Source organism: Dyella sp. AD56 (genome assembly GCF_002878475.1).
GTDB lineage: Bacteria > Pseudomonadota > Gammaproteobacteria > Xanthomonadales > Rhodanobacteraceae > Dyella.
Genome location: NZ_NRDP01000003.1, coordinates 117,200 through 141,801, shown reverse-complemented (window position 1 = coordinate 141,801; position 24,602 = coordinate 117,200). Strand labels below are relative to the sequence as shown.

Annotated in this window: 18 protein-coding genes and 2 tRNA genes; 2 read left to right on the top strand and 18 right to left on the bottom strand. The window is 61.8% G+C overall.

Annotated features, from left to right (window positions below; translation table 11 throughout):
• From pheT to thrS, 6 genes are all read right to left on the bottom strand, one after another.
• A complete protein-coding gene (pheT, locus tag DyAD56_RS03185) occupies positions 1 to 2,412 on the bottom strand; it encodes a phenylalanine--tRNA ligase subunit beta (protein WP_102301299.1) in 2,412 nt (803 codons plus the stop codon).
• A 21-nt stretch (positions 2,413 to 2,433) separates the two neighbouring features.
• The gene (gene pheS, locus DyAD56_RS03180; protein WP_102301298.1) at positions 2,434 to 3,429 is read right to left on the bottom strand and encodes a phenylalanine--tRNA ligase subunit alpha; all 996 of its coding nucleotides are present in this window, start codon (positions 3,427 to 3,429) and stop codon (positions 2,434 to 2,436) included.
• 260 nt (positions 3,430 to 3,689) lie between these two features.
• Positions 3,690 to 4,049: a 50S ribosomal protein L20 gene (gene rplT / locus DyAD56_RS03175; protein WP_017463630.1), complete on the bottom strand. Its 360-nt coding sequence runs from the start codon at positions 4,047 to 4,049 to the stop codon at positions 3,690 to 3,692.
• A 16-nt stretch (positions 4,050 to 4,065) separates the two neighbouring features.
• Positions 4,066 to 4,263, bottom strand: coding sequence for a 50S ribosomal protein L35 (rpmI, locus tag DyAD56_RS03170; protein WP_038615747.1), 198 nt, complete (start codon positions 4,261 to 4,263; stop codon positions 4,066 to 4,068).
• A gap of 252 nt (positions 4,264 to 4,515) precedes the next feature.
• Positions 4,516 to 5,040: a translation initiation factor IF-3 gene (gene infC / locus DyAD56_RS03165; protein WP_255409191.1), complete on the bottom strand. Its 525-nt coding sequence runs from the start codon at positions 5,038 to 5,040 to the stop codon at positions 4,516 to 4,518.
• Positions 5,041 to 5,085: 45 nt separating this feature from the next.
• Entirely contained in the window at positions 5,086 to 6,987 is a 1,902-nt protein-coding gene (gene thrS, locus DyAD56_RS03160; RefSeq protein ID WP_102301296.1) for a threonine--tRNA ligase, read from the bottom strand.
• A 340-nt stretch (positions 6,988 to 7,327) separates the two neighbouring features.
• Here thrS and DyAD56_RS03155 point away from each other — a divergent pair, with 340 nt between their 5' ends.
• Positions 7,328 to 8,341, top strand: a complete 1,014-nt coding sequence (locus DyAD56_RS03155) for an NAD-dependent epimerase (protein WP_102301295.1) — start codon at positions 7,328 to 7,330, stop codon at positions 8,339 to 8,341.
• A 62-nt stretch (positions 8,342 to 8,403) separates the two neighbouring features.
• Here the strand turns inward: DyAD56_RS03155 and DyAD56_RS03150 are convergent, their stop codons facing one another.
• The 3 genes from DyAD56_RS03150 to uvrB all read right to left on the bottom strand — a co-directional run bounded on the left by DyAD56_RS03150 (position 8,404) and on the right by uvrB (position 11,276).
• Complete coding sequence (locus tag DyAD56_RS03150) at positions 8,404 to 8,856, bottom strand: CopD family protein (protein ID WP_199178867.1); 453 nt, start codon at positions 8,854 to 8,856, stop codon at positions 8,404 to 8,406.
• A gap of 240 nt (positions 8,857 to 9,096) precedes the next feature.
• Positions 9,097 to 9,171: transfer RNA gene (locus tag DyAD56_RS03145), tRNA-Val, on the bottom strand.
• Between the two features lie 80 nt (positions 9,172 to 9,251).
• On the bottom strand, positions 9,252 to 11,276 hold the full coding sequence (uvrB, locus tag DyAD56_RS03140) for an excinuclease ABC subunit UvrB (protein WP_102301293.1): 2,025 nt from the start codon (positions 11,274 to 11,276) through the stop codon (positions 9,252 to 9,254).
• 124 nt (positions 11,277 to 11,400) lie between these two features.
• Here uvrB and DyAD56_RS03135 point away from each other — a divergent pair, with 124 nt between their 5' ends.
• Positions 11,401 to 11,988 (top strand): GspH/FimT family pseudopilin, encoded by a 588-nt coding sequence (locus DyAD56_RS03135; RefSeq protein ID WP_102301292.1) that lies wholly within the window; start codon positions 11,401 to 11,403, stop codon positions 11,986 to 11,988.
• Here the strand turns inward: DyAD56_RS03135 and DyAD56_RS03130 are convergent.
• From DyAD56_RS03130 to grxD, 9 genes are all read right to left on the bottom strand, one after another.
• The gene (locus tag DyAD56_RS03130; RefSeq protein WP_102301291.1) at positions 11,985 to 12,326 is read right to left on the bottom strand and encodes a hypothetical protein; all 342 of its coding nucleotides are present in this window, start codon (positions 12,324 to 12,326) and stop codon (positions 11,985 to 11,987) included. The two genes, DyAD56_RS03135 and DyAD56_RS03130, sit on opposite strands and share 4 nt — an antisense overlap.
• 299 nt (positions 12,327 to 12,625) lie before the next feature.
• Positions 12,626 to 12,702 (bottom strand) — tRNA-Asn (locus DyAD56_RS03125).
• A 69-nt stretch (positions 12,703 to 12,771) separates the two neighbouring features.
• On the bottom strand, positions 12,772 to 14,181 hold the full coding sequence (gene ppnN, locus DyAD56_RS03120) for a nucleotide 5'-monophosphate nucleosidase PpnN (RefSeq protein WP_102301290.1): 1,410 nt from the start codon (positions 14,179 to 14,181) through the stop codon (positions 12,772 to 12,774).
• A gap of 177 nt (positions 14,182 to 14,358) precedes the next feature.
• Positions 14,359 to 17,673 carry a carboxypeptidase regulatory-like domain-containing protein gene (locus DyAD56_RS03115; protein WP_102301289.1) on the bottom strand — a complete coding sequence of 1,105 codons (3,315 nt, stop codon included), beginning with the start codon at positions 17,671 to 17,673 and terminating at the stop codon, positions 14,359 to 14,361.
• Between the two features lie 338 nt (positions 17,674 to 18,011).
• The gene (locus tag DyAD56_RS03110; RefSeq protein WP_102301288.1) at positions 18,012 to 20,465 is read right to left on the bottom strand and encodes a TonB-dependent receptor; all 2,454 of its coding nucleotides are present in this window, start codon (positions 20,463 to 20,465) and stop codon (positions 18,012 to 18,014) included.
• 434 nt (positions 20,466 to 20,899) lie between these two features.
• Complete coding sequence (locus DyAD56_RS03105; RefSeq protein WP_102301287.1) at positions 20,900 to 22,609, bottom strand: lysophospholipid acyltransferase family protein; 1,710 nt, start codon at positions 22,607 to 22,609, stop codon at positions 20,900 to 20,902.
• A gap of 98 nt (positions 22,610 to 22,707) precedes the next feature.
• Complete coding sequence (locus DyAD56_RS03100; protein WP_102301352.1) at positions 22,708 to 23,307, bottom strand: YhgN family NAAT transporter; 600 nt, start codon at positions 23,305 to 23,307, stop codon at positions 22,708 to 22,710.
• 36 nt (positions 23,308 to 23,343) lie between these two features.
• Entirely contained in the window at positions 23,344 to 24,114 is a 771-nt protein-coding gene (locus DyAD56_RS03095; RefSeq protein WP_102301286.1) for an SDR family NAD(P)-dependent oxidoreductase, read from the bottom strand.
• Positions 24,114 to 24,437, bottom strand: coding sequence for a Grx4 family monothiol glutaredoxin (gene grxD / locus DyAD56_RS03090; RefSeq protein ID WP_102301285.1), 324 nt, complete (start codon positions 24,435 to 24,437; stop codon positions 24,114 to 24,116). Before grxD ends, DyAD56_RS03095 begins: the two co-directional genes overlap by 1 nt.
• Between the last annotated feature and the right edge of the window lie 165 nt (positions 24,438 to 24,602).

Genomic DNA, 24,602 nt, shown 5'->3' with positions numbered 1-24,602 from the left:
TTATCCTCGCAACTTCGCCTTGCATGCCATCTCCAACGCTACGACTGCTTCGCGAATGTTACGGTCAGCGTCGTCGTCAGTAAGCGTGCGTGAAGCGTCCTGTAAAATCAAGCCCATAGCGAGACTCTTTCGGCCTACTTCGACTCCCTTGCCGCTGTAACGGTCGAATAGGCACAGCTCTTTCAGCTGGCCGCCCAAGGTCTTCCGGACTACCTGCTCAATCTGTGACCAGGTCACCTCTTCTGGCACATCAACCGCGATATCGCGGCGAACGGACGGGAACCGGGGCACAGGCTGTGCCTTGGGCAGGCGACGGGCCAGCACTGGCTCCAACGCCAGCTCCAGCACATGGACATCGGCGCCGAGGTCCAGGGCTTTAGCCAGCTGGGGGTGCAGCGCACCAAGGAAGCCCACCGTGTTGCCGTCGCGGGTTACGCGGGCACCGCGACCCGGATGCAGCCAACCCGGCAGCCCATCGGCGTGGATGGCCCAACGCTCCGGCTCGCCACCCCAGGCGATCAGGGCGTCGAGGTCGCCCTTCAGGTCATGGAAGTCGAGCGAGCGGGATGCTTCGCCCCACTGCTCCGCATGAGCCGTGCCGCAAGCGACGATGGCCAGCATCGGCGTTTCGGTCGGCGCGTCCTTGCGGGCGGCCGCCTCCGCATCAATGCGGAAGGTGCGACCCAGTTCGAACAGGCGCACGCGTTCCTGCTGGCGGGCGCGGTTGTGCGAGAGCGCAACGATAAGGCCCGGAAGTAGCGAAGGACGCATCACGGCAAGATCCGCCGACAGCGGATTGGCCAACGGCACCAACTGCTCGGTCATGCCCCAGCGCTGAAGCACGTCGTGACCGATGAAAGCGAGGTTCACCGCCTCGTAATAAGCACGTGCGGCCAGCTGTTCGCGCACGGCCAACTCGTTGAGGCGGCCCTCCGGCTCAGCGGCCAGCGTCAGCGCGCCGGCCGGCGTATGCGTCGGAATGTTTTCGTAGCCGTGGATGCGCGCGACCTCTTCGATCAGGTCTTCCTCGCGCTCGATATCGAAACGACGGCTCGGCGCGGTGACTTTCCAGCCATCGGCCTGCAGCTCGACCTTCATGCCCAGCGCCGTGAAGATGCGTACCACCTCGGCATCGGCGACGGTCAGGCCCAGCACACGGGCCAAACGCGCACGGCGCAGCAGGATCGGCTCAGGCGATCGCAGGTGTTCCGGCAGGGTGACGTCCACCAACGGGCCGGGCACGCCGCCGGCAATATCGAGGATCAATCGCGTGGCGTATTCAACGGCAATGCCCGGCAGCTCTGGATCGACGCCTCGCTCGAAGCGATGCCCTGCATCCGTGTGCATACCTAGCTTGCGGCTGCGGCCGATGATGGCCGAGGGAATCCAGTGGGCTGCCTCGAGAAACACGTTGCGCGTGGTCTCAGTGACGCGCGTCTCCGAGCCACCCATGATGCCGCCCAGTGCCACCGCCCGAGCGCCCTTGCCGCCGACGCTGTCGGAAACAACGAGGAAATCGTCGCTCAGCTCAACGGTGCGGCCATCGAGCAGTGCCAGCTTCTCGTTCGCGCGAGCCGGGCGGACGACGATGTCGCCTTCTAGCTTGTCCTTGTCGAACGCGTGCATCGGCTGGCCAAGTTCCAGCATGACGTATTGCGTGACATCAACAAGGAAGCTGATCGGGCGCAGGCCACTGCGGCGCAGGCGTTCGGCCATCCAAACCGGTGTCGACACGCTCGCGTCGACGTTGTCGATGACACGCCCGACAAAACGCGGTACGCGCTCACCCGCACCGAGTACAACCTGCATGGCTGCCTCGTTCTGCGCCGGCACAGCCTGGGCATCCAGCGGAATGACTTCACCACCCAACGCGGCGGCGACATCGAAAGCGATGCCACGCACGCTGAAGCAATCGGCGCGGTTGGGCGTGAGTTTGATTTCGATACTGGCGTCCGGCAAGCCGAGATACGTCGCCAGCGGTGTACCTACCTTCGCATCGGCCGGGAGTTCAAGCAGGCCGGACGCATCCGGATCGATGCCCAGCTCCTTGGCCGAACAAAGCATGCCGAACGATTCGACGCCACGCAGCTTCGCCGCCTTGATGGCGATGCCGCCCGGTAAGGTGGCACCCACCGTCGCCAGCGGCGCCACGAGGCCCGGGCGCGCGTTGGGCGCGCCGCAGACGATCTGCACGGTGCCGTTGCCGGTGTCCACTTCACACACCTGCAGGCGATCTGCCTCGGGATGCTTCTGGGCGCTGACGATGCGGGCCACGACCACGCCGTCGAGCGAGTCGCCCAGCGCGGTGACGTCTTCAACCTCCAGACCGATCGCCGTTAGCGTCGCGGAAAGTTCGTCACGCGATGCCTTCGTCGGCACATGGTGACGCAGCCAGTTTTCGGAGAATTTCATGCGTATCGGTTCCTGCTGCGTTTACGCGAACTGCTTGAGGAAGCGCAGGTCGTTCTCGAAGAACGCGCGCAGATCGGAGACGCCGTAGCGAAGCATCGCAAAACGCTCCACACCCAGGCCGAACGCGAAGCCGGTGTAGCGCTCCGGGTCGATGCCGCAATTCTTCAGCACGTTAGGATGCACCATGCCGCAGCCCAGCACTTCCAGCCAACGCGTGCTGCCGTCCTCCGCATCCCAGCGGATGTCCACTTCGGCCGAGGGCTCGGTAAAGGGGAAGTAGCTCGGACGGAAACGCATTTCGAAATCACGCTCGAAGAACGCACGGATGAATTCAGCCAACGTGCCCTTGAGGTCCGCGAAGCTGGACGTCTCGTCAACCAGCAGGCCCTCGATCTGATGGAACATCGGCGAGTGGGTCTGGTCCGAGTCGCTGCGATAGACCTTTCCCGGCGCGATGATGCGGATAGGCGGCTGGCGGCCCTGCATAGAGCGCACCTGCACTGGTGAGGTGTGCGTACGCAGCAGGCGACCGTCGCCAAAATAGAAGGTGTCGTGCATGGCGCGCGCCGGATGGTGCAGCGGGAAGTTCAGCGCCTCGAAGTTGTGCCAGTCGTCCTCGATCTCCGGACCATCGGCTCGCCGGTAACCCAGGCGTGAGAAGATGGCTGTGATGCGCTCGAGCGCACGCGTGATCGGGTGGATGCCGCCGCGTTCGCCATTGCGACCCGGCAGCGTGATGTCGATGGTTTCCGAGGCCAGGCGATGATCAAGCTCCGCCTGCTCGAGCACCTGCTTGCGCGCGGCGAGCGCGTCGGCCAGGCGATCCTTGATGCGGTTGACCTCAGCGCCGCGCGCCTTGCGCTCGTCCGGCGAGAGTGCGCCCAATGCTTTCAGCGCGGCCGTGACAATACCGCTCTTGCCCAGCAGGCTAACGCGCAGCGCGTCGAGCGCCTCCAGCGTATCGGCCTTGTCGATATCGGCCAGCGCGGCTACCGCGCGGCTATCCAGGTCATCCATCGATGCGACTCTCGCTTTATTCCCTCTTCCCACTGGGGAGAGGGCTAGGGTGAGGGGCCGCTCTAGCGATATCGCCCGATCGAAGCGCGCTTCGTGCTTCGATTGAAAACCGTGGCAAGACGTCTCCCCTCACCCCGGCCCTCTCCCCAGTGGGGAGAGGGAGCAACATCGCGAGCTGCCCAAACAAAAACGGGGAGGAGGCTGGTGGCCTCCTCCCCGCTTGATCACATCATATCGTCAGTGCGCAGTGCGCAAGACGATCAAGCGGCCAGACTGGCCTTCGCCTTCTCTGCGATCGCGCCGAACGCCTTGATGTCGTGCACGGCGATGTCCGCCAGCACCTTGCGGTCGACAGTGATGCCGGCCTTGGCGAGACCGTTGATCAGACGGCTGTACGACAGGCCGAACTGGCGAGCCGCAGCGTTGATACGGACGATCCACAGAGCGCGGAACTGACGCTTGCGCTGCTTGCGGCCGATATAGGCGTACTGACCAGCCTTGATGACGGCCTGGTTAGCAACGCGGAAGACTTTGCGACGGGCGTTGTAGTAACCCTTCGCGCGGCCAATGATCTTTTTGTGACGACGACGGGCGGTAACGCCACGCTTTACACGAGCCATGGTTTATCTCCTCGCCTTACAAGTACGGCAACATGCGTGCTACACCCTTGGTGTCGCAAGCTTTGACGTGGTTGGTGGCACGGAGACCGCGCTTACGCTTGGTCGACTTCTTGGTCAGGATGTGCGACTTGAAGGCGTGACCGGCCTTGAACTTGCCCGACGCGGTTTTGCGAAAACGCTTCGCAGCCGCCCGGTTGGTCTTGATCTTGGGCATGGGAATGCTCCTTGATGGGGCTAGGCCCCGGTTTCTGACTGATGTGGCGGCGCTTTGAAGCGCTCTTTCCGTCCTGCCAGCATCGGTTCACGACCCGTCCTGGTGGGTCGAACCGGCGATTATACGCAGGAAATCAGGGTTTTGCTAGCGCTGAGCGCGCGCCCCGGAAAGGTGACGGAGAAAGCCCAGTGCCGCGAAATACCCAAAAGAAAAAGCGGCCCACTGGCCGCCTTTTCTTTAATTTACAGAAACTTACTTCTTCTTCGGCCCGATCATCATGACCATCTGACGACCTTCCAGGCGGGGGAAAGACTCCACCACACCGTTCTCGCCGACATCTTCCTGGATCTTCCTGGCCAGATTCTGGCCCAGATCCTGATGGGACATTTCACGGCCGCGGAAGCGGATGGTGACCTTGACCTTGTCGCCCTCTTCGAGGAAGCGAAGCATGTTGCGCAGCTTGATCTGGTAGTCGCCCACGTCCGTGACCGGACGGAACTTCACTTCCTTGATTTCAACCTGCTTTTGCTTCTTCTTGGCCGCCTGGGCCTTCTTCTGGGCTTCGAACTTGAACTTACCGTAATCCATGATGCGGCAGACCGGTGGGTCGCCGTTCGGCTGGATCTCGACCAGGTCCATGCCCGCCTCTTGAGCCAAGGCCAGTGCCTCGTCGCGGGTAAGGATGCCTAGCTGTTCCGAATCTGCGCCGATCACGCGAACGCGCGGGACGCGGATCTCAAGGTTACGGCGATTGCCCTTTGTGTCGGTGGTAGCGATACCACAATCCTCCAGAAGAGTTCTTAAAAGTGCCGGCCCGCGCGCTTAGCGACGGGTCTCGGCTTCCAGGCGTTCGATAAACGCGACCAACGGCATGCTGCCGAGGTCTTCGCCCGAACGCGTACGCACGGAAACGGCCCCTGATTCCTTCTCGCGATCTCCGACCACCAGCAGGTAAGGGACTTTCTGCAACGTATGTTCGCGGATTTTATAGCCGACCTTCTCATTGCGCAAATCGGCGTGAACCCGGAAACCTTTATCGACAAGGGTTTGCGCTACTTCGCGGACATAATCGGCCTGAGCGTCCGTAATACTGAACACGGCGGCCTGCAGCGGGGACAGCCAAGTGGGCAGCAGACCGGCATGATGCTCGATCAGGATACCAATGAAACGCTCCATCGACCCCACAATGGCACGATGCAGCATGACTGGGTGACGGCGCTGTGAACTCTCGTCCACGTACTCGGCGCCCAGGCGCTCGGGCATCATGAAGTCCACCTGCATGGTACCCACCTGCCAGGCGCGGCCGATGGAGTCCTTCATGTGGTACTCGATCTTGGGGCCGTAGAAGGCGCCCTCGCCCGGCAGCTCCTCCCACTTGACGCCAGCGGCGCCCAGCGCGGCGCGCAAGGCCTCTTCGGCGCGATCCCATACCTCATCACTGCCAATACGCTTGTCCGGACGCAGCGCGATTTTCAGCGCGATGTCCTCGAAGCCGAAGTCGTCGTACACCTTCATGGCCTGCTGGTGGAAGGCCGTCACTTCGGACTCGATCTGCGCTTCCGTGCAGAACACGTGGCCATCGTCCTGCGTGAAGGCGCGCACGCGCATGATGCCGTGCAGCGCGCCCGAGGGCTCGTTGCGATGGCAGGCACCAAACTCGCCGTACCGCACCGGCAGGTCGCGGTAGCTATGTAGGGACGTGTTGAAGATCTGCACGTGACCCGGGCAGTTCATCGGCTTCAGGGCATACGTGTGCTTCTCCGACTCGGTGAAGAACATGTTTTCCTGGTAGTTGTCCCAGTGACCGGACTTCTTCCACAACGACACGTCCAGCACCTGCGGGCAGCGCACTTCCTGGTAGCCGCTCTGGCGGTACACGCGGCGCATGTACTGCTCCACCTGCTGCCAGATCGCCCAGCCCTTGGGGTGCCAGAACACCATGCCCGGGCCTTCTTCCTGCTGATGGAAAAGGTCGAGAGCCTTGCCGATCTTGCGATGGTCGCGCTTCTCGGCTTCCTCCAGCTGGTGCAGGTAGGCCTTCAGATCCTTGTCGTTGAGCCACGCCGTGCCGTAGATGCGCGTGAGCATCGCGTTGTTGGAATCGCCGCGCCAATACGCGCCGGCCACCTTCATCAACTTGAAAGCGCGCAGCTTGCCCGTGTTGGGCACGTGCGGGCCACGGCAGAGGTCGATGAAATCGCCCTGCGAATACAGGGACAATTCCTCATTGGCAGGGATGCTCTCGATGATCTCGGCCTTGTACTCCTCGCCCAGACCGCGGAAAAAGCTCACCGCCTCATCGCGCGACTTCACGCTACGCGTCACCGGCAGCGCTTCCTTGACGATCTTTTCCATCTCCGCCTCGATCTTGACCAGATCGTCGGGCGTGAACGGGCGCTCATAGGCGAAGTCGTAGAAGAAACCGTTGTCGATCACCGGACCAATGGTGACCTGCGCGCCCGGATACAGGCGCTGCACAGCCTGCGCCAGCAGATGCGCGGTGGAGTGGCGAAGGATATCCAGCGCCTCCGGGCTCTTCTCCGTGACGATTTCGAGACTGGCGCTGTTCTCGATGGGAAAGCTGGCATCGACCAGCTTGCCGTTCACCTTACCGGCGAGAGTCGCCTTGGCCAGGCCGGCGCCAATGGAGGCAGCTACGTCCTGCACTGTCACCGGATGGTCGAACGGGCGCTTGCTGCCGTCGGGTAGCGTGATTTCAATCATGTTCGCACCTAAAAAAGACGTCCCAAAGGAACGTGCTCTATTTGAAGAGTCCGGCCATGGATGGCCAGTTTGTCCTTGCCTGCCTGGATGGCAGACAAAAATAAAGAGCGCCACGCGCCCTTTGTGTGAAACAAGGCGTGGCTCGAATCAGCGTTGGAAGGTGGTAGTTGCCATGTCACACGCTCGACCGGCGCTCGAAGCGCGGGCCACCTTGTCTCCGGGTGGGTACGTACGGAACGCTAGTTTAGCCCATCGAGCGATGTCAAATCAGCCAGCGCCGACTCTGTCTCAATATCGGCAGCGATAGAATGCCCGCCCCGTCGACCCCCGAGGTTTCCGCATGCGCATTCTCGTCACCGGCACAGCCGGCTTCATCGGCTCCGCCCTTGCCGAGCGCCTGCTGGCGCGCGGCGACGAGGTCTATGGCATCGACAACCACAACGACTACTACGACCCCGCGCTGAAAGAGGCCCGACTCGCTCGCATCGCCAACCACGCCAACTACACGCATCTACGGGCCGATCTGGCCGATGCCGAGGCGGTGAACCGCGCCTTTGCGAACTTCCAGCCCCAGCGCGTGGTGAACCTGGCCGCACAAGCGGGCGTGCGCTACTCGCTGAAGAACCCACAGGCTTACGTGCAAAGCAATCTCGTGGGTTTCGTGAACGTCTTGGAGGCCTGCCGCCATGGCAAGGTCGAGCACCTCGTCTATGCATCCTCCAGCTCTGTCTATGGCGCCAACCGCAAGATGCCCTTCGGTATCGAGGACGCCGTCGACCATCCCGTCAGCCTGTACGCAGCCAGCAAGAAAGCCAACGAGCTGATGGCGCATACCTACAGCCACCTGTACGACCTGCCCACCACGGGCCTGCGCTTCTTCACCGTGTACGGCCCCTGGGGCCGCCCCGACATGTCGCCCATGCTGTTTGCCGACCGCATCAGCCGCGGCGAGCCGATCGATGTCTTCAACTACGGCAACCACAGCCGCGACTTCACCTTCATCGACGACATCGTCGAAGGTGTGATCCGCACGCTCGATCACGTCGCCCGACCAGATGCCGGCTACGACGCTCTGCGGCCGAACCCGGGCACGTCGAGCGCGCCTTATCGCGTCTACAACATCGGCAACGACCAGCCGGTGCAGCTGCTGCGCTTCATCGAGCTGATGGAGCAGCACCTCGGTCGCACGGTGGAAAAGCGCCTGCTACCCATGCAGCCGGGCGATGTGCCGGATACCTGGGCCGATGTCTCGGCCCTGCGCCGCGACGTGGGTTACGCACCGAGCACGACGATTGAGGAAGGCGTGGCGCGCTTCGTGGCCTGGTACAGGGAATACTTCCAGCGCGGGGAGTAACCACTGCTCAGCATCACGGTGGGAGCGCACGCGCTGCGTCCCATAAGAAATGCAACGAATGATCAGAACGGCTTGGCGATCACCAGGAACACGATGCCAAGCAACACCAGCACGGGCAGCTCGTTCATGATGCGCAACGTCTTTGACGAAGGCAGCGAACCACCCTTCTCGCTACGCTTGAGCAAGCGCCCGGTCCAGCCGAAATAAATCAGCATCAACACCACCAGCGTCAGCTTGGCGTCGATCCAGTGCAGCGACGCCACCACGTTCGGCAACGCTTGAGGAAACACGCGCCAGCCCTCCCAAAGCGCCAGCCCGAACAGAAACGCGATACCGAACATGTTGTGCCCGAAGCGATACAGGCGACGCCCCATCAGGATCAAGCGTGCCTTGACCGCCGGCTCGTCGCCCACCTCGGCGATATTCACGAGAATACGCGGCAGGTAAAAGACGGTAGCCATCCATGCGATGACGAACACCACGTGGAAGCTCTTGACCCAGAGATACGTCATCACGGTTCCCTCAAGCAAACGGTAAGCGCAACGGGATGGCAGGACCGCCTCGTTGCGAGTGGCGATAGTCGGCCAAGGATCAAACCGGGACTCGCATTGCGTCAAGGAATGCACACGGTGCGCGGCAACATGTCCTGATGAGTCAACCGCCACCACCGACGCGCCCGGCCATAAACCAGGCACAAAAAAAGGAACCCTTTCGGATTCCTCTTCTTGGTTCCACGCAGTACGCGGAAACTGAATTGGTGGGCGGTACAAGGATCGAACTTGTGACCCCTACCATGTCAAGGTAGTGCTCTACCGCTGAGCTAACCGCCCGGTTCTCGCCGGCATGCCGTGCGAGCCGCGCAGTATACGTGCTCCATGGGCCGGGGACAACCACCCCAGCAAAGCCCGGCTCAACCGGCCCGTTCGCGGAGCTTGTGGATCCGATCGCGCAGGCGGGCCGCCTCTTCGAACTCCAGATTCTCGGCGTGCTTGTACATCTGCGCCTCCAGCTTCTTGATCATGGCCGAGGCCTGGTCTGCGCTCAGGGCAGCGTAATCGGCGCCATTCTCCGCGACGGCCATAGCCCCCTGGCGCTCGCCACGTCGACCGCGACCACGCGTCGGCGATTCGCTGCGGGCACCTTCCATGATGTCGGCAATACGTCGCACCACCGACTGAGGTGTGATGCCGTGGGCCTCGTTGTACTCCTGCTGCTTTTCTCGGCGCCGCGCCGTCTCGTCCATCGCCGCCTTCATGGAGCGGGTGATGTTGTCGGCGTAAAGGATGGCCTTGCCGCGCACGTTGCGCGCGGCACGACCGATGGTCTGGATCAGCGAGCCAGTGGAGCGCAGGAAGCCTTCTTTGTCGGCGTCGAGGATCGCCACCAGCGAGACCTCAGGCATATCCAGGCCCTCGCGCAACAGGTTGATGCCAACCAGCACGTCGAACTCGCCCAGGCGCAGATCCCGAATGATCTCCACGCGCTCCACGGTCTCGATGTCCGAATGCAGGTAGCGCACCTTCACGCCATGATCGCTGAGGTACTCCGTGAGGTTCTCGGCCATACGCTTGGTCAGCGTTGTGACGAGGACGCGATCCCCCATCGCCACGCGCTTGTGCACTTCGCCCAGCAAGTCGTCGACCTGCGTGCGCACAGGGCGTACTTCCACTTCCGGATCGATCAGGCCGGTGGGGCGCACCACTAGCTCAACGACGGCGTCGCCCGACTTCTGCAACTCGTAATCACGCGGCGTGGCTGACACGTAGATCGAACGCGGCGCACGCGCTTCCCATTCCTCGAAGCGCAGCGGACGATTGTCCATCGCCGATGGCAAACGGAAACCGAATTCCACCAGCGTCTCCTTACGCGATCGGTCGCCCTTGTACATGGCGCCCAACTGCGGAATGGTGACGTGTGATTCGTCGATTACGAGCAACGCGTCGGCCGGTAGATAGTCGAATAGGGTCGGCGGCGGCTCACCGGGACCACGTCGTGTCAGATGCCGTGAGTAATTTTCGATGCCTTGGCAGTAGCCGACCTCGGTCATCATCTCGAGGTCGAAGCGCGTGCGCTGATCCAAACGCTGTGCCTCGACAAGCTTGTTGTCCTTGTAGAGCTGCTCCAACCGATCTTTCAGCTCGACCTTGATGGTCTCGATGGCGTTCAACACGCTCTCACGCGTGCTGGCGTAGTGCGTACGCGGATAGACCGTGTAGCGTGGGACTTTGCGAATCGTGTCTCCCGTCAACGGATCGAACAGCGACATGTTTTCCACTTCGCCGTCGAACAGTTCGATGCGCAGCGCCTCGGTTTCCGATTCGGCGGGAAACACATCGATGATCTCACCGCGCACGCGGTACGTGCCGCGACGCAGATCCATCTCGTTGCGTGTGTACTGCAACTCAGTGAGCTGGTGAATCAGCGCGCGCTGATCGATGCGTTCGCCCTTGGCGAGGATCAGGCGCAGCGAGAGGTAATCCTCCGGATCGCCCAGGCCGTAGATGGCCGACACCGTGGCAACGATGATCGAGTCCTTGCGCGACAACAGCGCCTTGGTGGCGGCCAGGCGCATCTGCTCGATGTGGTCGTTGATCGAGGCGTCCTTCTCGATGAAGGTATCGGACGCCACCACGTACGCTTCGGGCTGGTAGTAGTCGTAATAACTGACGAAGTATTCCACCGCGTTATGCGGAAAGAATTCCTTGAACTCGCCGTAAAGCTGCGCCGCCAGCGTTTTGTTGGGCGCAATCACGATGGTCGGCCGTTGCACCTGCTCGATGACGTTGGCGATGGTGTAGGTCTTGCCCGAGCCGGTGACGCCCAGCAGTGTCTGCGCCGCCAGACCGGACTCGAAGCCCTCGCTGAGCACGCGGATGGCCTCGGGCTGATCACCGGAGGGCTTGTAGGGGGAGACGAGTTCGAAGCGGTCTGTCATGGCGTTCTACATGCGGTCGCGTCTTGGCATTTTAAATCAGCCTGCTGACAGGACCTGTCAGCAGGCTATGACATCGACCCAAGGCCTGGGATGACTGAACATCCCTGACGCCCTGGCTAGGCTCATGGTCTCCAGCGACTGGGCAGTTCATGTGCGAATTCAAAGGGAAAGGGCCCATCGGCAGCCAGGGGCCGGATTTACCCTGATCGAGAGCATCGTGGTACTGGCCATCATCGCTGTGCTCCTGTGTATCGCCATCCCCTCCTTCAGCCGGATGCTGGCCCGCCATCGCGTCGTCACGGCCCAACTGGAGCTGATCGCGTCGCTTCAACACGCGCGCAGCCTGGCGATCACCAGCGGGCGCCGCATCCTGTTCTGCCCCTTGGCCAGCGACGCGACATGCGCCAATGACACACACTGGGAACACGGCTGGGCGATCGGGCGCTATCTCAGCACCAATGCAGACCAGCTGGACGGGCCGCCATCGTGGGTGCACAACGGCTATCGCCAGCTGATCATCACAAGCACCGGGGGACGCAAGCGCGTCCGTTTCCAGCCCGATGGCACCACGGGCGGCAGCAATGTCAGTTTCACCCTTTGCGGGCAGGGGCATACAGAGGACGCCCTGACGATCACGGTTTCCATCGTGGGACGTGTCGCCAGCGCCAAGGCCAGCGACGATCAAGCGTATCGATGCGCAACGGACAGCTAGAGACACGCCTTCGCCGCCTCGCGATATCCGCGCAAGGCCAGTATCTGAAGGCGCTCATAGAGCACGACGTCCGCCCCCATGGCCTTGCTGCGAATGATCAACTGCTCCTCGATATTCGCCGTCGCATTACCCGCCACCACCTGCAGTTCCACAGGCGACTCCACGATGTGGGCCGTCGGTGAGATGGCCACCCAACGCGAGTGAACGCAAGCCGCGTAAACCGAATCCAGCTTCGTGGTACTGCCCTGAAAGACGGGCTTGTTATGGGTGAGATCGCCCGTACTCGCACAGCCGGCAAGCCACAGCACCCCGATGACGATGGACCATCCGCGTTTCATGCCGCACCTCGCCATGATCCAGCGCACCCGCAACGGCGATGGATAGCACTAGCTCCCGCCGTACGAGTCCCGAGTGCTCGACATCTTCGGCATCCGCTGGTGTAACGGATGTCTAGGCAACGGTGGACGCCGCAACCTTGTGATGCAGTCCTGATGGCGCATCGCGGCCATGAGGCCACCACAAAACCTTCACGGGGCCTTTAGCGCACGTCGACGCCCCGGGACCCGCGTCACCAGCGGAGTGCACTGCCCATCAGGCATAAAAAAACCTCGCCATGAAGGCGAGGTTTTTTTAAATATGGCGCCCGAAGTTGGACTCGAACCAACGACCCCCTGATTAACAGTCAAGTGCTCTAACCGGCTGAGCTATTCGGGCGGGGTGAGCTAGATAGTTTGAATATCCAGCTCCGGGCTGTCAAGCCGTCTTAACTATTTCAGACAGGGCTCAAGCCGCCTTGCCCGTCAGTACGCGGTAACAGGGCACATAGGCCGTGCCGCCCGGCAGCTTCATACGGTCCTGGGCCACGAAGGCCTTCAGCAGCTCATCCAGCGAGGCCATGATGTCTGCATCGCCGTCGATGGCGAACGGACCGAACTTCTCGATCGCGCGCAGGCCATCTTCCTTCACGTTACCGGCCACGATGCCGGAGAACGCGCGGCGCAGGTCAGCCGCCAGCTCATGGCGCGGACGGTCACGGTGGATCGCCAGCTCACGCATAGCTTCATGCGTGGGACGGAACGGCAGCTGGAAGGCGTACGGGATGCTGAGCGCCCAGTTGAAGAAGAAGGCGTCCTTGGTATCCAGACGATAGTTGCGCACCTTGTCGATACCGCGAACCATGGCGCGGGCCACGGCAGCCGGGTCGTCGACGATGATCTGGTAGTGCTGGGTGACGCTTTCGCCAAGGGTCAGGCGAAGGAAGCGGTCGATCTGCTCGAAATACGCCGCGGACTGCTTCGGCCCCGTGAAGATCAACGGGAAAGGCACGCCGGCGTTGTCCGGATTCAGCAGGATGCCCAGCAGGTAAAGGATCTCTTCCGCGGTGCCCACGCCACCGGGGAACACGATGATGCCGTGGCCCATGCGCACGAAAGCTTCGAGGCGCTTCTCGATGTCCGGCATGATCACCAGGTGATTCACGATCGGGTTCGGCGACTCGGCCGCGATAATGCCCGGCTCAGTGATGCCGATGTAACGATTGTTGCGGCGACGCTGCTTGGCGTGGGCGATGGTGGCGCCCTTCATCGGGCCCTTCATGGCGCCAGGGCCGCAACCCGTGCAGATGTCCATGCCGCGCAGGCCGAGCTGATAGCCCACCTGCTTGGTGTATTCGTACTCGTCGCGTGAGATTGAGTGGCCGCCCCAGCACACCACCAGGTTCGGGTCGATCTGCGGCTTGAGGATGCGGGCGTTGCGCAGGATCTCAAACACGGCATGGGTCAGGCCCACGCTGTCGTCCAGATCGAAATTGCCCTGCTCCATCTGCGTCGACACGTAAACGATGTCGCGCACCACAGCCACCAACAACTCGTTGATGCCGCGGATGATCTGGCCATCGACGAAGGCCTGGGCCGGCGCATGCGTCAGCTCGATCTTGATGCCGCGATCCTGCTGCAGCACCTGGATGTCGAAATCGGGAAACTGCTCCAGGATGGAGCGCGGATCGTCACTCATGTTGCCCGAGGTGAGCACTGCCAGCGCGCAGCGGCGCAGCAAGGCGTGCAGGCCCGAACCGCTGGCGTCGCGCAAGCGCGCCACTTCATTGCGGGACAGGATATCCAGGCCACCGGCGGGCGAAATGCGCGCGCTCACGGTGCCAGGGCGACCGGCCTTGCCGGCTTGCATGTCATTCATTCAACCGTTCTCCTCGCCGCGCCCTCGCGGCTCGCTCGTCCGTGCAAAACGCGGCGGACCGCGTAGCTTCCCGCGCCAGGCATGGCAGGGTCAAGCCATTCGGCAGGCCTCCATTAATAAAAAAGCCGGCGCCCAAGGGGCGCCGGCCGGAACTAACACCTTCGCAAGCTAATGCGCTTAGAAGGCGTACTTCACCGTCAACAGGACCGACCAGCGCTGGGCAAGGTCGTCGTTGTTGTTGATGTAGGTCGGCACCGCCAGCGGCTGGTAGCCATTACCCTGGTTGTACGTGGTGCACGATGCCTTACCGCCGCAATCGATGTTGTAGATGTACTTGCCCGTCTTCGGATCAACGCCGGCGTAGTCAGCCAGTGCACGGCCACCCGGGAAGTTCACACGCTTCTCGATACCCCAGTGCTTGTTCAGCAGGTTCGTGAAGTTGTAGACGTCGAGGCGGACGATGCCCTTGTTGCCCTTGAAGATGCCCGGGATTTCCTGGCTGAAGCTCAGGTCGATCTGGTTGATCCAGCCTGCGCGGTCGCCATTACGCTTGGCCACGTCACCCTGGTGATCCTTCAGGTAATCGTTCTTCTGGATGTAATCCCAGAACTGCTGGATCAGCTTCGGATCGGTACCCGGACGGAACTGGACTTCACCCGGACGCGGGATGTAGACCAAGTCGTTGGTGTAACCGTCGCCGTTGGCGTCATTGCCGAACGTCCAGCTATACGGGGATGCGGAGTGACCGTCGTAGAAAATGCTGGCGCTGGTGGTGTAGTCACCCCAGAAGCGATGCTGCCAGTTCAACGAGGCGATCACACGACGCGGCACCGAGTAGTTCGAGGTGCTGGCCACGTTCTCGTTCGAGTTGTAGACGTAGTTGTTGCTGTAGTTCGAGTTCGCCACCGAGGACGTACCCGGGTTCACTTCGGTCGAACGGCTCCAGGTGAAACCGACCATGCCCGACCAATCTTCCGAGAACGGTTTCTTCAACGACAGAGCGATGCTGTCGGCGCTGCCCTTGTCGGTGTTGGCGAGGTTGATCATCTGGCCCGAGAACGCCTGGTTGGCATTCGCGCGCGGACCTGGCTTGGTCGTCGCCGGGTCGGTTAGCTGACCGTAATACGAGCTGCGGCCGTCCGGCAGCACCCCGGTCGGCGTACCCAGGTTCACGTTCTGGAACCAGATGGCATCGCGCTGCTTGATGTGCTCCCAGTCCGCCGTGGCGATCAGGCCGTACCAGGGCAGCTCACGGTCCACGCCGAGGCTGATCTTCCACGCGGTCGGGATGTTCCAGTCCTTGGAGATGGTGTTGACCGTCATCACGCCCGCGCCTGCGGGACCATTGTTCTGATGGTTCGGATCCGTGCTGAAGGCAGGCAGCTTGGTGTTGCACGGTGCCGACTGCGTCGGGCCGCAGTTGTACTGCGTCTGCGTCATACCCGAGTTGGAGAAGATGTTGCCCAGCCACACACCCGGCTGATTGGTCACGAACAAGCCGGCACCACCACGCAACTGCGTCATCCGCTCGGTGTTGAAGGTGTAGTTGAACGACATGCGCGGCTGCACGACGCGATGGCCGTTGATGGTGTTCTGGTTGGTCTGGCCGAAACCGCCGATCGCCTGACCCTTCGCGTTGACACCCGACGGAGCCGCGTAGGCCGCGTTATAGAGCGGCTTGTCGTCCATCAGCGGCACGTCAACGCGCACGCCGTACTGCAACGACAAGTTGTTGGTGACCTGCCAGGTGTCCTGCAGGAAGACGCCCCACTGGTTGAGGTTGTAGCGGGCAGCCACATCATCCAGGCTCAGGCCGTTGGCCGGACGGTTGTAGCGGTACTGGTAGTACTGGCCGCTGGCGAAGTTGCTGAGACCGGTGGCGCCCTTGCCACCCGGGACTTCTTCAAACACGTAGCTGCCGTAGTAGTTCTGCAGGAACAAGTTGTAGTACTTGTCCTTCTCGTAGTCGAAACCACCCTTGAGCGTGTGGTCGCCGAGATACAGGGTACCTGCCCACGCGGCATTGAAGGTTTTCACCTTCAGCACGTTGGCCTGGCTGGAATATTCCGTGCCGAACTCGATCGCCGGATTGCCGTACTGCGTCGGGTAGACAGTGATGTCAGGCATGGCCACGCCGTTGTACGGGCCGCGGTTCTGGTTGAAGTTGGCATACGAGACAGTGGTGTCGGTCGAGAAGATGTCCGACCAGTCGTCGTAGAAGTGCAGCGCGTAGCTCTTGTTGTCGACGTTGGTCTTGTACCAGCCGCTGGACAGCACCAGCTTGGTCTGGCTGCCGGTGATGATCGGCTTGTTTTCCTTCGTCTCGCTATAGGTGAAGCTGGCGCGGTGGTTGTCGGCGATGTTCCAGTCGACCTTGGCGAGGTAGCGCTTATCGGTCAGGTTGGAGTTGCCACCACCCACCGTGCCGATGTCGTTCATGCCGTACTTGGCGGCAATGTCACGCACCTGCTGAACCTGCTGGTTGGTCAGGCCTTTGATCGGCGTCGCTGCGCCAGAGTCCTGCGGGCCATACGGGCTGCCCGAACCAACCTGCTGGCTCTTTTCCATCGAGGCGAAGAAGAACAGCTTGTCCTTGATGATCGGACCGCCCACGGTGCCACCGGCCGTCCACTGGCGGCTAAAGCCGGCGTAAGGCTTGTCCTGCTCGTTGTCACCGATCATGTCGGTGTTCTGGAACGCGTAGTAGACCGAGCCGTGGAAGTCGTTGGTACCGCTTTTGGTCACGGCGTTGACGTTGGCGCCCAGGCCGCGGCGGTTGGCCACGTCGTAGTTCGCCGTCGAGATGTTGTATTCCTCGATGGTGTCCTGCGAGATCGGCGTGCCGAGGGTCGGCAGGCCGTTCGCATTCAGGCCGAACGGATCGTTGGCGCTGACCGAGTCGACGGTGATGTTGTTGTAGCGGCTGTTCTGGCCAACGGCCGAGATTTCGCCACGGGCGCGGTCGGTGATGACCACGCGGGGATCCATGCGCACGATGTTTTGGATCGAGCGGCCCGGCGTGGGGGCGGCGTCCAGCTCGCGGCGCGAGATGTTGGTGCTGATGCCCTTGTTCTCCGGCGTGAAGGTCTGCGACAGCGAGTTGGCCGACACGGTCACGCCCGTGAGGTTCTGCGCATTGGCGGTGGCAGCGGTCACGCCCATCGTCAGATTGACCGCGGTGTCCTGGGCCAGCTGCAGATAGACGTTGTCCTGTTCGGTCTGCGTGCCGTCCTTATTGACCTTCACGTCGAACGGACCGCCCACGCGCAGGCCCTGTGCCGTGTAACGGCCGGCCGCGTCAGTGGTGGTGGTCTTGGTAGTACCCGTGGGCTCATGGACGATCTGCACGGTGGCGCCGGCAACCGGCTGGCCGCTGCCGTCGACAATGCGACCGCTGATGGAAGAGGAGGTGTCCTGGGCAAAGACCGGAGCGGTGGCGAGCAGCGTCGCAATTGCTACGGGCAGCAATTTTGTGCGCAAAGAGTGGTTCATCGAGATTCGACCCCTAAGAGATTCGCAAAAAAGGCATGGGACCAGACCAGAGGAGTCCCATGCCCCTCCGCCACCGTCTTAAGTGACTGATTCCCTAATAAATTTAGATGCGCCCGGGGTGCCCGGCATCATATGCCGACCGGGGCTCATCACGACGAATGTAACCGCAGTATATTACAATTTCGTAACTTCTTGACGAACAACTCACACTTCTTGCGTTTAGTTCCTGCGAATTTCGCAATAGATCGCTGTCTCGCCAACTTTTCTTCAGACACAAAAAAACCGCCTCCCGAAGGAGGCGGTTTCTGGACCATCGCTTGCGTGCTGGTTCGGTTCGCTTAGAAGAACGAGATACCGAAGGTGACCATGTAGGTACGGTCTTCCAGCAGCGAGTAGTACGGTGCGGAGGCGAACAGTGCGGAGCCGGTGTTCGGATCCTTGTAGACGCCACCCGGGTTGCTGGCCAGGAACGCGCCGATGTTGTTGGCGTTGGTCAGCGCACGCTTGTTGGTCAGGTTGAACACGTTGAGCTTGATGTACGGGTTGCGCAGCCAGGTGGCGAAGTCGTCGAACTTCCAGCCCGCATTCAAGTTGAAGGTCGTGTAGCCACCGACCTGCTCGGTGTTCATCCAGTCACCCCAGATCGGACCGCGGTACTTGGCGTCGAGGCTGGCCCAGAACGGACCATGGTCGTAGCCCAGGCGCACGTAGCCCGAGTTCTTCGGCGTGTTGAGGAAGGTCTTGCCCTTGGTCGCGAAGGTGCCATCGCCGAACGTGTTCACGTCGCCGTCGAGAATGGCCTTCTGGTACGAGTAGTTGCCGTACAGGGTCCAGTCTTCGAGGAACTTGTAGCTGGCTTCAGCCGTCACGCCGCGCATGTGCATCTTCGGCAGGTTCAGGTACACCGTCTGGCCGGTGGTGTTGTCGTAACCCGAGATCTGCTTGTTGACGAGGTGCGACGTGTAAGCATCGACGTTGGCCGAGAACTGGTCAGCGTAGAAGCGCCAGCCGAGGTCGATCGTGGTGGCCTGTTCCGGCTTGTTGCCGTAGGTGCCAGCAGCTGCGTTGGCCGCGTTCTTCGGGTTGTCGGCCACGGCCACGTTCTGCAGCAACGCGCCGTTGATCGGGGCGCGGTAGGTGCGGCCGGCGCCGATGTAGAACTGGTTCTGATCGTTCAGCTGATACTTGACGCCAGCGGTCGGGCTGATCTTGTGATAGGTCGCGCTGCCTTCGCCGCCGTACTGGTTGAGCTTCGGATTGGTGCTCTGGCTGCCCCAGTTTTCGAAGTCGTAGCCGTCACGCGATTCCCAGAAGTAGGCCGCGCCCGCGGTGATCGTCCACTTGTCGTCCGGCGTCCAGGTATTGGTCGCGAAGAACTTCTTGATTTCCGACGTGGTGTACTCGCGGTACAGGCGCTGCACCACGCCGTTGGAGTACCTGATCAGGTCCGTGTTGCCCCAGAAATCGGCCGGCTCGCCGCCCACGGCGGGGGTGAAGACCTCTTGTTGCTGCTGGCGCGTGCGCTCGTACCAGAAGCCGTACTCCAGGCTGTCGTTCATGCCGAAGTCCTGGTTCAACTTGGCGATGACACCCGGGCGGTAGGTGAACGTCTGGCTGACGTCGTAAGCCACTGCGCTGCCGCCGATCTTGCCGTCGCCATTGAGATCCTGGTCGGCGGTGCCGATCACGTTCTGCGGCTTGGCCGATTCGGTGAACTTGTAGCCGCCACCGCCACCGCCGTTGCCGTACCAGAAGTACGGCACCACCGACAGGCGCAGGCTGTCAGCGAGCTTGAACTCGCCGTCCATGCTGGCAAGCCAGCTGGTGAACGGGTTGGTGTGGAGCTTCCAGTAGTACGTATCGGTCGGGCTGTAGTTCTCGTCGTAGCTCTGGAAATAGCCGCCCGAGCGGACCTGAGCCTTGGTCAGGCTGTCGTAGCTGTAGTTGCGCTCGCGGTTGTACTGGAACGAGGCCGAGATGTAGTTGTCGTCGTTGATCGTCCACAGCGCCTTGCCGTCAACCTTGGTGACGTTCAAGTCGCCCGGGCCGCGCCAGAAATCGGAGCTGTTGTTGGAATAGGACAACCAGGCGCGCACCGGCCCGAGGTCGCCGGTGTTGAAGCGCAGATAGGTGCGGCGATAGTCGTGGTTGCCCAGGCTCTGGGCGAAGTCCAGACCGGCGGTATGCGACGGATCGATGGTCACCCAGGAAATGGCGCCGCCAGCGGCACCCGCGATCGGCGTGTCGACGTCGGGGTAGCCCTGCAGCACGGTGATGTCACCCATGTTCTCGGTATCGCCGTACTCGGTCGAGTACACCTTGTAGTTGCCGCTGTCGTTGATCGGCGCGCCGTTCACGGTGGTGCCGATTTCGTCGCTGGTGAAGCCACGGATCTGGTAGTTACCGTTGGCCAGGCCGCTCACGTCGTCGGTCGAGGCATTCACACCCGGAATGCTGTCGATCATCTGCACGAAGGTGCCACCCGGAGCTGCCTTGACGATCGCGTCGCGCGAAATGGTCGAAACCGCCTTCGGCGCCGTCTGCACCGACATCAGGCCGCCACCCAGCGACAGGCTCTGCGCCTGCACCGTCACGGTGTCCAGCTGCTGAGCGCGCTTGGTGTCGTTCGACGTGGTGGTGTTGGACGTGCTCGACGCACCAGCACGCTGCGCCGTCGCTTCCTTGCTGTTGGCCGTCTGGGCCGCCTGGCTGTTGGCATCCTGCGCAAGCGCGGAGCCAGCCGCCATGCAAAGCATGGTGGCGATCGCCATGGAGAGGTGGTTTCGTTTCATCGTCGTCATTCCAGAATTGACAAAAAAAGGGAGGTCAGCTGCCTTCCCGGAGGCCGCAGCAGCAGTAAGAGATCGCGCAAACGGTTATGGCTGAAAAATCCTTCGACAAAAGCGAAAGATATTGCGCAAGTATTTGCCTATAAACGCAATTTCATGCCATTTAACGTAATTTTAAACGTTTCCTCCGGGCGTAAAAAAGCCCGATCGGTTAAAGATCGGGCGAAATTACGAAATCAGTTGTGACCGTTAACCAGAACGGCAAAAGCCCCTTGTGTTCTGGTCAACGCCGTAAGGATTACATAAGTATTTTACAAGAAATTTACCGTTGGATCACGCGGCCCCACTTTGCGGGGCCGCGAGTCGAAATAATCGACGCCAGATCACGGCATCCCCGCGGCAAACCGCAAGGAATGCAACACGGACAGCAGCTACTACTACTTACCCAGATAGCGAGCGCGTTTCGCAGGTTTCAGGGTCGCCAAGTCGAGCATGACCAGGCCATCCACGCACCCGGAGAAGCCCGGGTCCTCGCCGAAGTCGAGGAACTGCACGCCTTCGGGTTCGACCAGGTCGACGTACTGTCGATAAAGCACCGGCAGGCTCACACCCAACGCGTCGAGGTGATGCTTGAGCTTGCCAAGGCCCGCCGCCGGATCCAGGCCCGCCAATGCGTCGCGCACCAAGTCGATAATCGCCGGCGACACCACGAACGGCTGCCGTGCGGACGCCAACCCAGGTGCACCGAAGTAGTGTTGATGCGCCGCAGCGATCCATTCGCGCGCTTCGCGCGGCAGAGTGACTGACATGCTCACCGGGCCGAACAAGTAGCGCAGTTCCCTGTGCCGCTGAAGATAAAGGCCAATGCCTTGCCACAACTGGTCCAACGCACGCGAGCGCCAATAGGCGGGCGCGACGAAACTGCGTCCCAGCTCCAGACCCTGTGCCAGCCGCGATTCCAACGCCGGCGAATAATTGAAGAGACTGGCCGTATAGAGCGCACCCATGCCGCGCTCACCGATCAGCCGTCCACCATGACCAAAGCGATAGGAACCAACGATGCGAAACACCTTCGGATCCCACAGCACCAGATGTTCGTAATGCGCATCGTAGGCATCGAGGTCGCGGCGCGCGCCCGTTCCCTCACCGACCTTGCGGAACGTCAGCTCACGCAAACGGCCGATTTCACGCAATACGGCACTGTCGGAAGCCCCTTTGAACAACAGGATCTGCTTGCCGTCGCTGAGATCAGCCAGCTTTTCCGCCTGCGACTGCAGTTCGGCCGCGACTCGCTCGGTTGGCTCCGGATGCGCCAAAGGCGCCTGCCCGCCAAAGATCAGGCCACGATGGCGACCCACGCGATACACGTGGCGACGCATCAGCTTGGCCGCGCGCTTGGTCGAACCACCACTGTGCTGTTCGAGTTCGTCAGCCGATACGAGCCGGCCCACGCTGAGACCCACGCGCCTGCTCGTCGGTGAAATGGCTTCGCGCGGCAACATGGCCGTGCTTAGCGGCTTGGCCAGCATCGACAGGCCATAGAACATGGCGGAATTGCGGGCGGAAATGTGGATCGGCAGCACCGGCGCGCTGCTGCGCTGCGCCAAGCGAACGAAGCCCTCGGACCAACGCCCGTCGCTGACGCCTGATGGGCGCACGCGCGACACTTCACCGGCGGGGAACACGATCAGCGCTTCGCCATTATCCAGTGCGCGATAGATGTCGCGCATCTTCGAAGCCGCACCCTTACCGAACACATCGACCGGCAACAGCAGCTTGTGCAGCGGCTCGATCGACATCAGCCAGTCGTTGGCCAGGATGCGCACATCGCTGCGCACCGAGCCCACCATCTGCAGCAAGGTCAGGGCGTCGATCATCCCGAGCGGATGATTGGCGACGATCAACACGCCGCCCTCGACAGGGATGTTCTCGCGCTCGCGCGGGTTGACAAAGTAACTGACGCCAAGCACATCGAGGACGCGCTCGACGAAATCGAAGCCTTCGGCATCACCGGCGGCTACCAGCGTACGGTTGAAACCATCCTCATCGGCCAGTCGGCCCAGCATGCCAGCGACTGGCCGGCGGATCAGTGGATGTTGCGCCAACCATGGCAGACGTTCGGTGAGGGTCTGTTCAACGCTGAGCATGACCGCCTCCTGGAATTTTCCTTATGCTGGTGGCGGATTATGACAGCAAGGTTATGCGGATAGGACGAAAGATCGCACTGGTGGCATTTGGCCGCGTTTCAAACAGCCAGATGCAAATACGCTGCCACACCGCTCAGGAACATCTGGACTGACAGCGCGATCAGCAGCATGCCCATCACACGCTCCAGCGCGGTAAGCACACTCTCACCCAGCCAACGGAACAGGTAGGTGGAACACAGCAGGATCACGGCCGTTGCCAACCAAGCGCCCAACAAAGCAATCGCCCAATCCGCGGTGCGGCCCGGCTGCGTATTGGTAAGCAGCAACAAAGCTGCCATGGCAGAGGGTCCGGCCACCCCCGGGATCGCCATAGGCACGATGAAAGGCTCACCCTCCCCCGGCTTGCCGAAGATGCCGCCGCCATCGGCGGGCGGAAACACCATGCGGATACCGATCAGGAACAGCACGATGCCGCCGGCGATGCTGATGGATTCCTGCCGTAACTGCAGCACCTTGAGAATGTGCTGCCCCCCGACCAGGAACCCTAGCAGCACGCCCAGTGCGATCAGCAGCTCGCGGATCATCACCTTGCGGCGGCGCTTGGGCGGCACGTCCTTCAGCAGGCTCAGGAAGATCGGGATGTTCCCCAGCGGATCCATGATGAGGAACAGCAGGATCGCCGCCGATAGCGTGGTCATCTGCGCTTCCATGTCAGCAGGACTCCTGTGTCATGGTCATGCCCGTACGCGCAGGTCGAGCGCCGCGCCACGCGTCGCCTTACCCTGCTCGCCCAGCAAATGCACTACCGCTTCCGCCGTCGCGTTTGGCAGCGGCTGGATCATGGTGTCTTCGCCGAAATACGCTGCGCGGCGCAACGTAGTACGCATGGGTGCGGGCACCAGTGCATGCGCGCGCAACGACGATGATTCGGTTTCCTGATGGAGTATTTCCACCAGTCGCTCCAACGCAGACTTCGATACGCCGTAAGCACCCCAATGTGCGCGCTGAACAAGTTCGGGATTGTCGAGCACGAATACCACGGCGCTGTCCGGCGCGCGCGTGAGCAATGGCAAGCACGCCTGCGTCAATGCAAAGGGCGCAGACACGTTGACGTGCATCACCCGCAACCAGTCGTCGGGCTTGTGCACGGCCAGCGGCGTCAACTCCTTGAAGCTGACAGCAGCATGCACGACACCATCGAGCCGACCAAAGTCGCGCTCAAGACCATCGGCCAGCGCTTCGTAATCGCTGGGTGTCGCCACTTCCAGATCGAGCGGATGGATCACCGGCTCCGGCAACCCTTCGCTCACCATGGCGTCGTAAAGCTGCTCTAGTTGGCGCTTGCGGCGGCCGGTAATGACGACCGTGGCACCGGCCCGTGCGGCCGCACGAGCAACGGCGGCACCGAGCCCACCATAGGCGCCAGTGACCAGCACGACCCGGCCATCCAGTGAACCAGGGGCCAGCGCCCAGCCGTCCGGCAAACGAAGCAACGGAAGCGCCATCAGGAATCGGCTCCCGCGACATCGGCGGCCATGCGGGCAAGTTCACCGGAGACCTTCAAGTCCTCCATGATGTCGCAACCGCCGATCAGCTCACCTTGAATGAAGAGCTGTGGGAACGTCGGCCAATTCGCGTAATGCGGCAGCGCCGCACGGACTTCCGGATCGGCCAGCACGTTGACGGCATGGAACTGCGCACCCGCTTCCTTCAGTGCCTGCGCTGCGCGGCTGGAGAAGCCGCACATGGGGAACTGCGGCGTGCCCTTCATGAAGAGCACGATGGCATGTTCGGCCAGCACGGCCTTGATTCGCTCGTTAACGTCCATAACTAAGTGCCTGCTTCATATCTTTTCATGGCCCGCGTTCGTCGCCTCAGCCCGCCTCAGAGCGAGGTGAGTCGTAGCGCCTGACGGGTGGTCAGGTCAAGGCTCAGCTCGCTCTGAGGCGGGCTGAGGCGGCGAACCCTATGGGCCGGGTCTGTTTGCCCGCCA

Bases quoted from the DNA above. Each gene is read 5' to 3' on its own strand.
- pheT (WP_102301299.1), bottom strand. From the start codon at position 2,412: ATGAAATTCTCCGAAAACTGGCTGCGTCACCATGTGCCGACGAAGGCA.
- pheS (WP_102301298.1), bottom strand. From the start codon at position 3,429: ATGGATGACCTGGATAGCCGCGCGGTAGCCGCGCTGGCCGATATCGAC.
- rplT (WP_017463630.1), bottom strand. From the start codon at position 4,049: ATGGCTCGTGTAAAGCGTGGCGTTACCGCCCGTCGTCGTCACAAAAAG.
- rpmI (WP_038615747.1), bottom strand. From the start codon at position 4,263: ATGCCCAAGATCAAGACCAACCGGGCGGCTGCGAAGCGTTTTCGCAAA.
- thrS (WP_102301296.1), bottom strand. From the start codon at position 6,987: ATGATTGAAATCACGCTACCCGACGGCAGCAAGCGCCCGTTCGACCAT.
- DyAD56_RS03155 (WP_102301295.1), top strand. From the start codon at position 7,328: ATGCGCATTCTCGTCACCGGCACAGCCGGCTTCATCGGCTCCGCCCTT.
- uvrB (WP_102301293.1), bottom strand. From the start codon at position 11,276: ATGACAGACCGCTTCGAACTCGTCTCCCCCTACAAGCCCTCCGGTGAT.
- DyAD56_RS03135 (WP_102301292.1), top strand. From the start codon at position 11,401: ATGGTCTCCAGCGACTGGGCAGTTCATGTGCGAATTCAAAGGGAAAGG.
- DyAD56_RS03130 (WP_102301291.1), bottom strand. From the start codon at position 12,326: ATGAAACGCGGATGGTCCATCGTCATCGGGGTGCTGTGGCTTGCCGGC.
- ppnN (WP_102301290.1), bottom strand. From the start codon at position 14,181: ATGAATGACATGCAAGCCGGCAAGGCCGGTCGCCCTGGCACCGTGAGC.
- DyAD56_RS03115 (WP_102301289.1), bottom strand. From the start codon at position 17,673: ATGAACCACTCTTTGCGCACAAAATTGCTGCCCGTAGCAATTGCGACG.
- DyAD56_RS03110 (WP_102301288.1), bottom strand. From the start codon at position 20,465: ATGAAACGAAACCACCTCTCCATGGCGATCGCCACCATGCTTTGCATG.
- DyAD56_RS03105 (WP_102301287.1), bottom strand. From the start codon at position 22,609: ATGCTCAGCGTTGAACAGACCCTCACCGAACGTCTGCCATGGTTGGCG.
- DyAD56_RS03100 (WP_102301352.1), bottom strand. From the start codon at position 23,307: ATGACCACGCTATCGGCGGCGATCCTGCTGTTCCTCATCATGGATCCG.
- DyAD56_RS03095 (WP_102301286.1), bottom strand. From the start codon at position 24,114: ATGGCGCTTCCGTTGCTTCGTTTGCCGGACGGCTGGGCGCTGGCCCCT.
- grxD (WP_102301285.1), bottom strand. From the start codon at position 24,437: ATGGACGTTAACGAGCGAATCAAGGCCGTGCTGGCCGAACATGCCATC.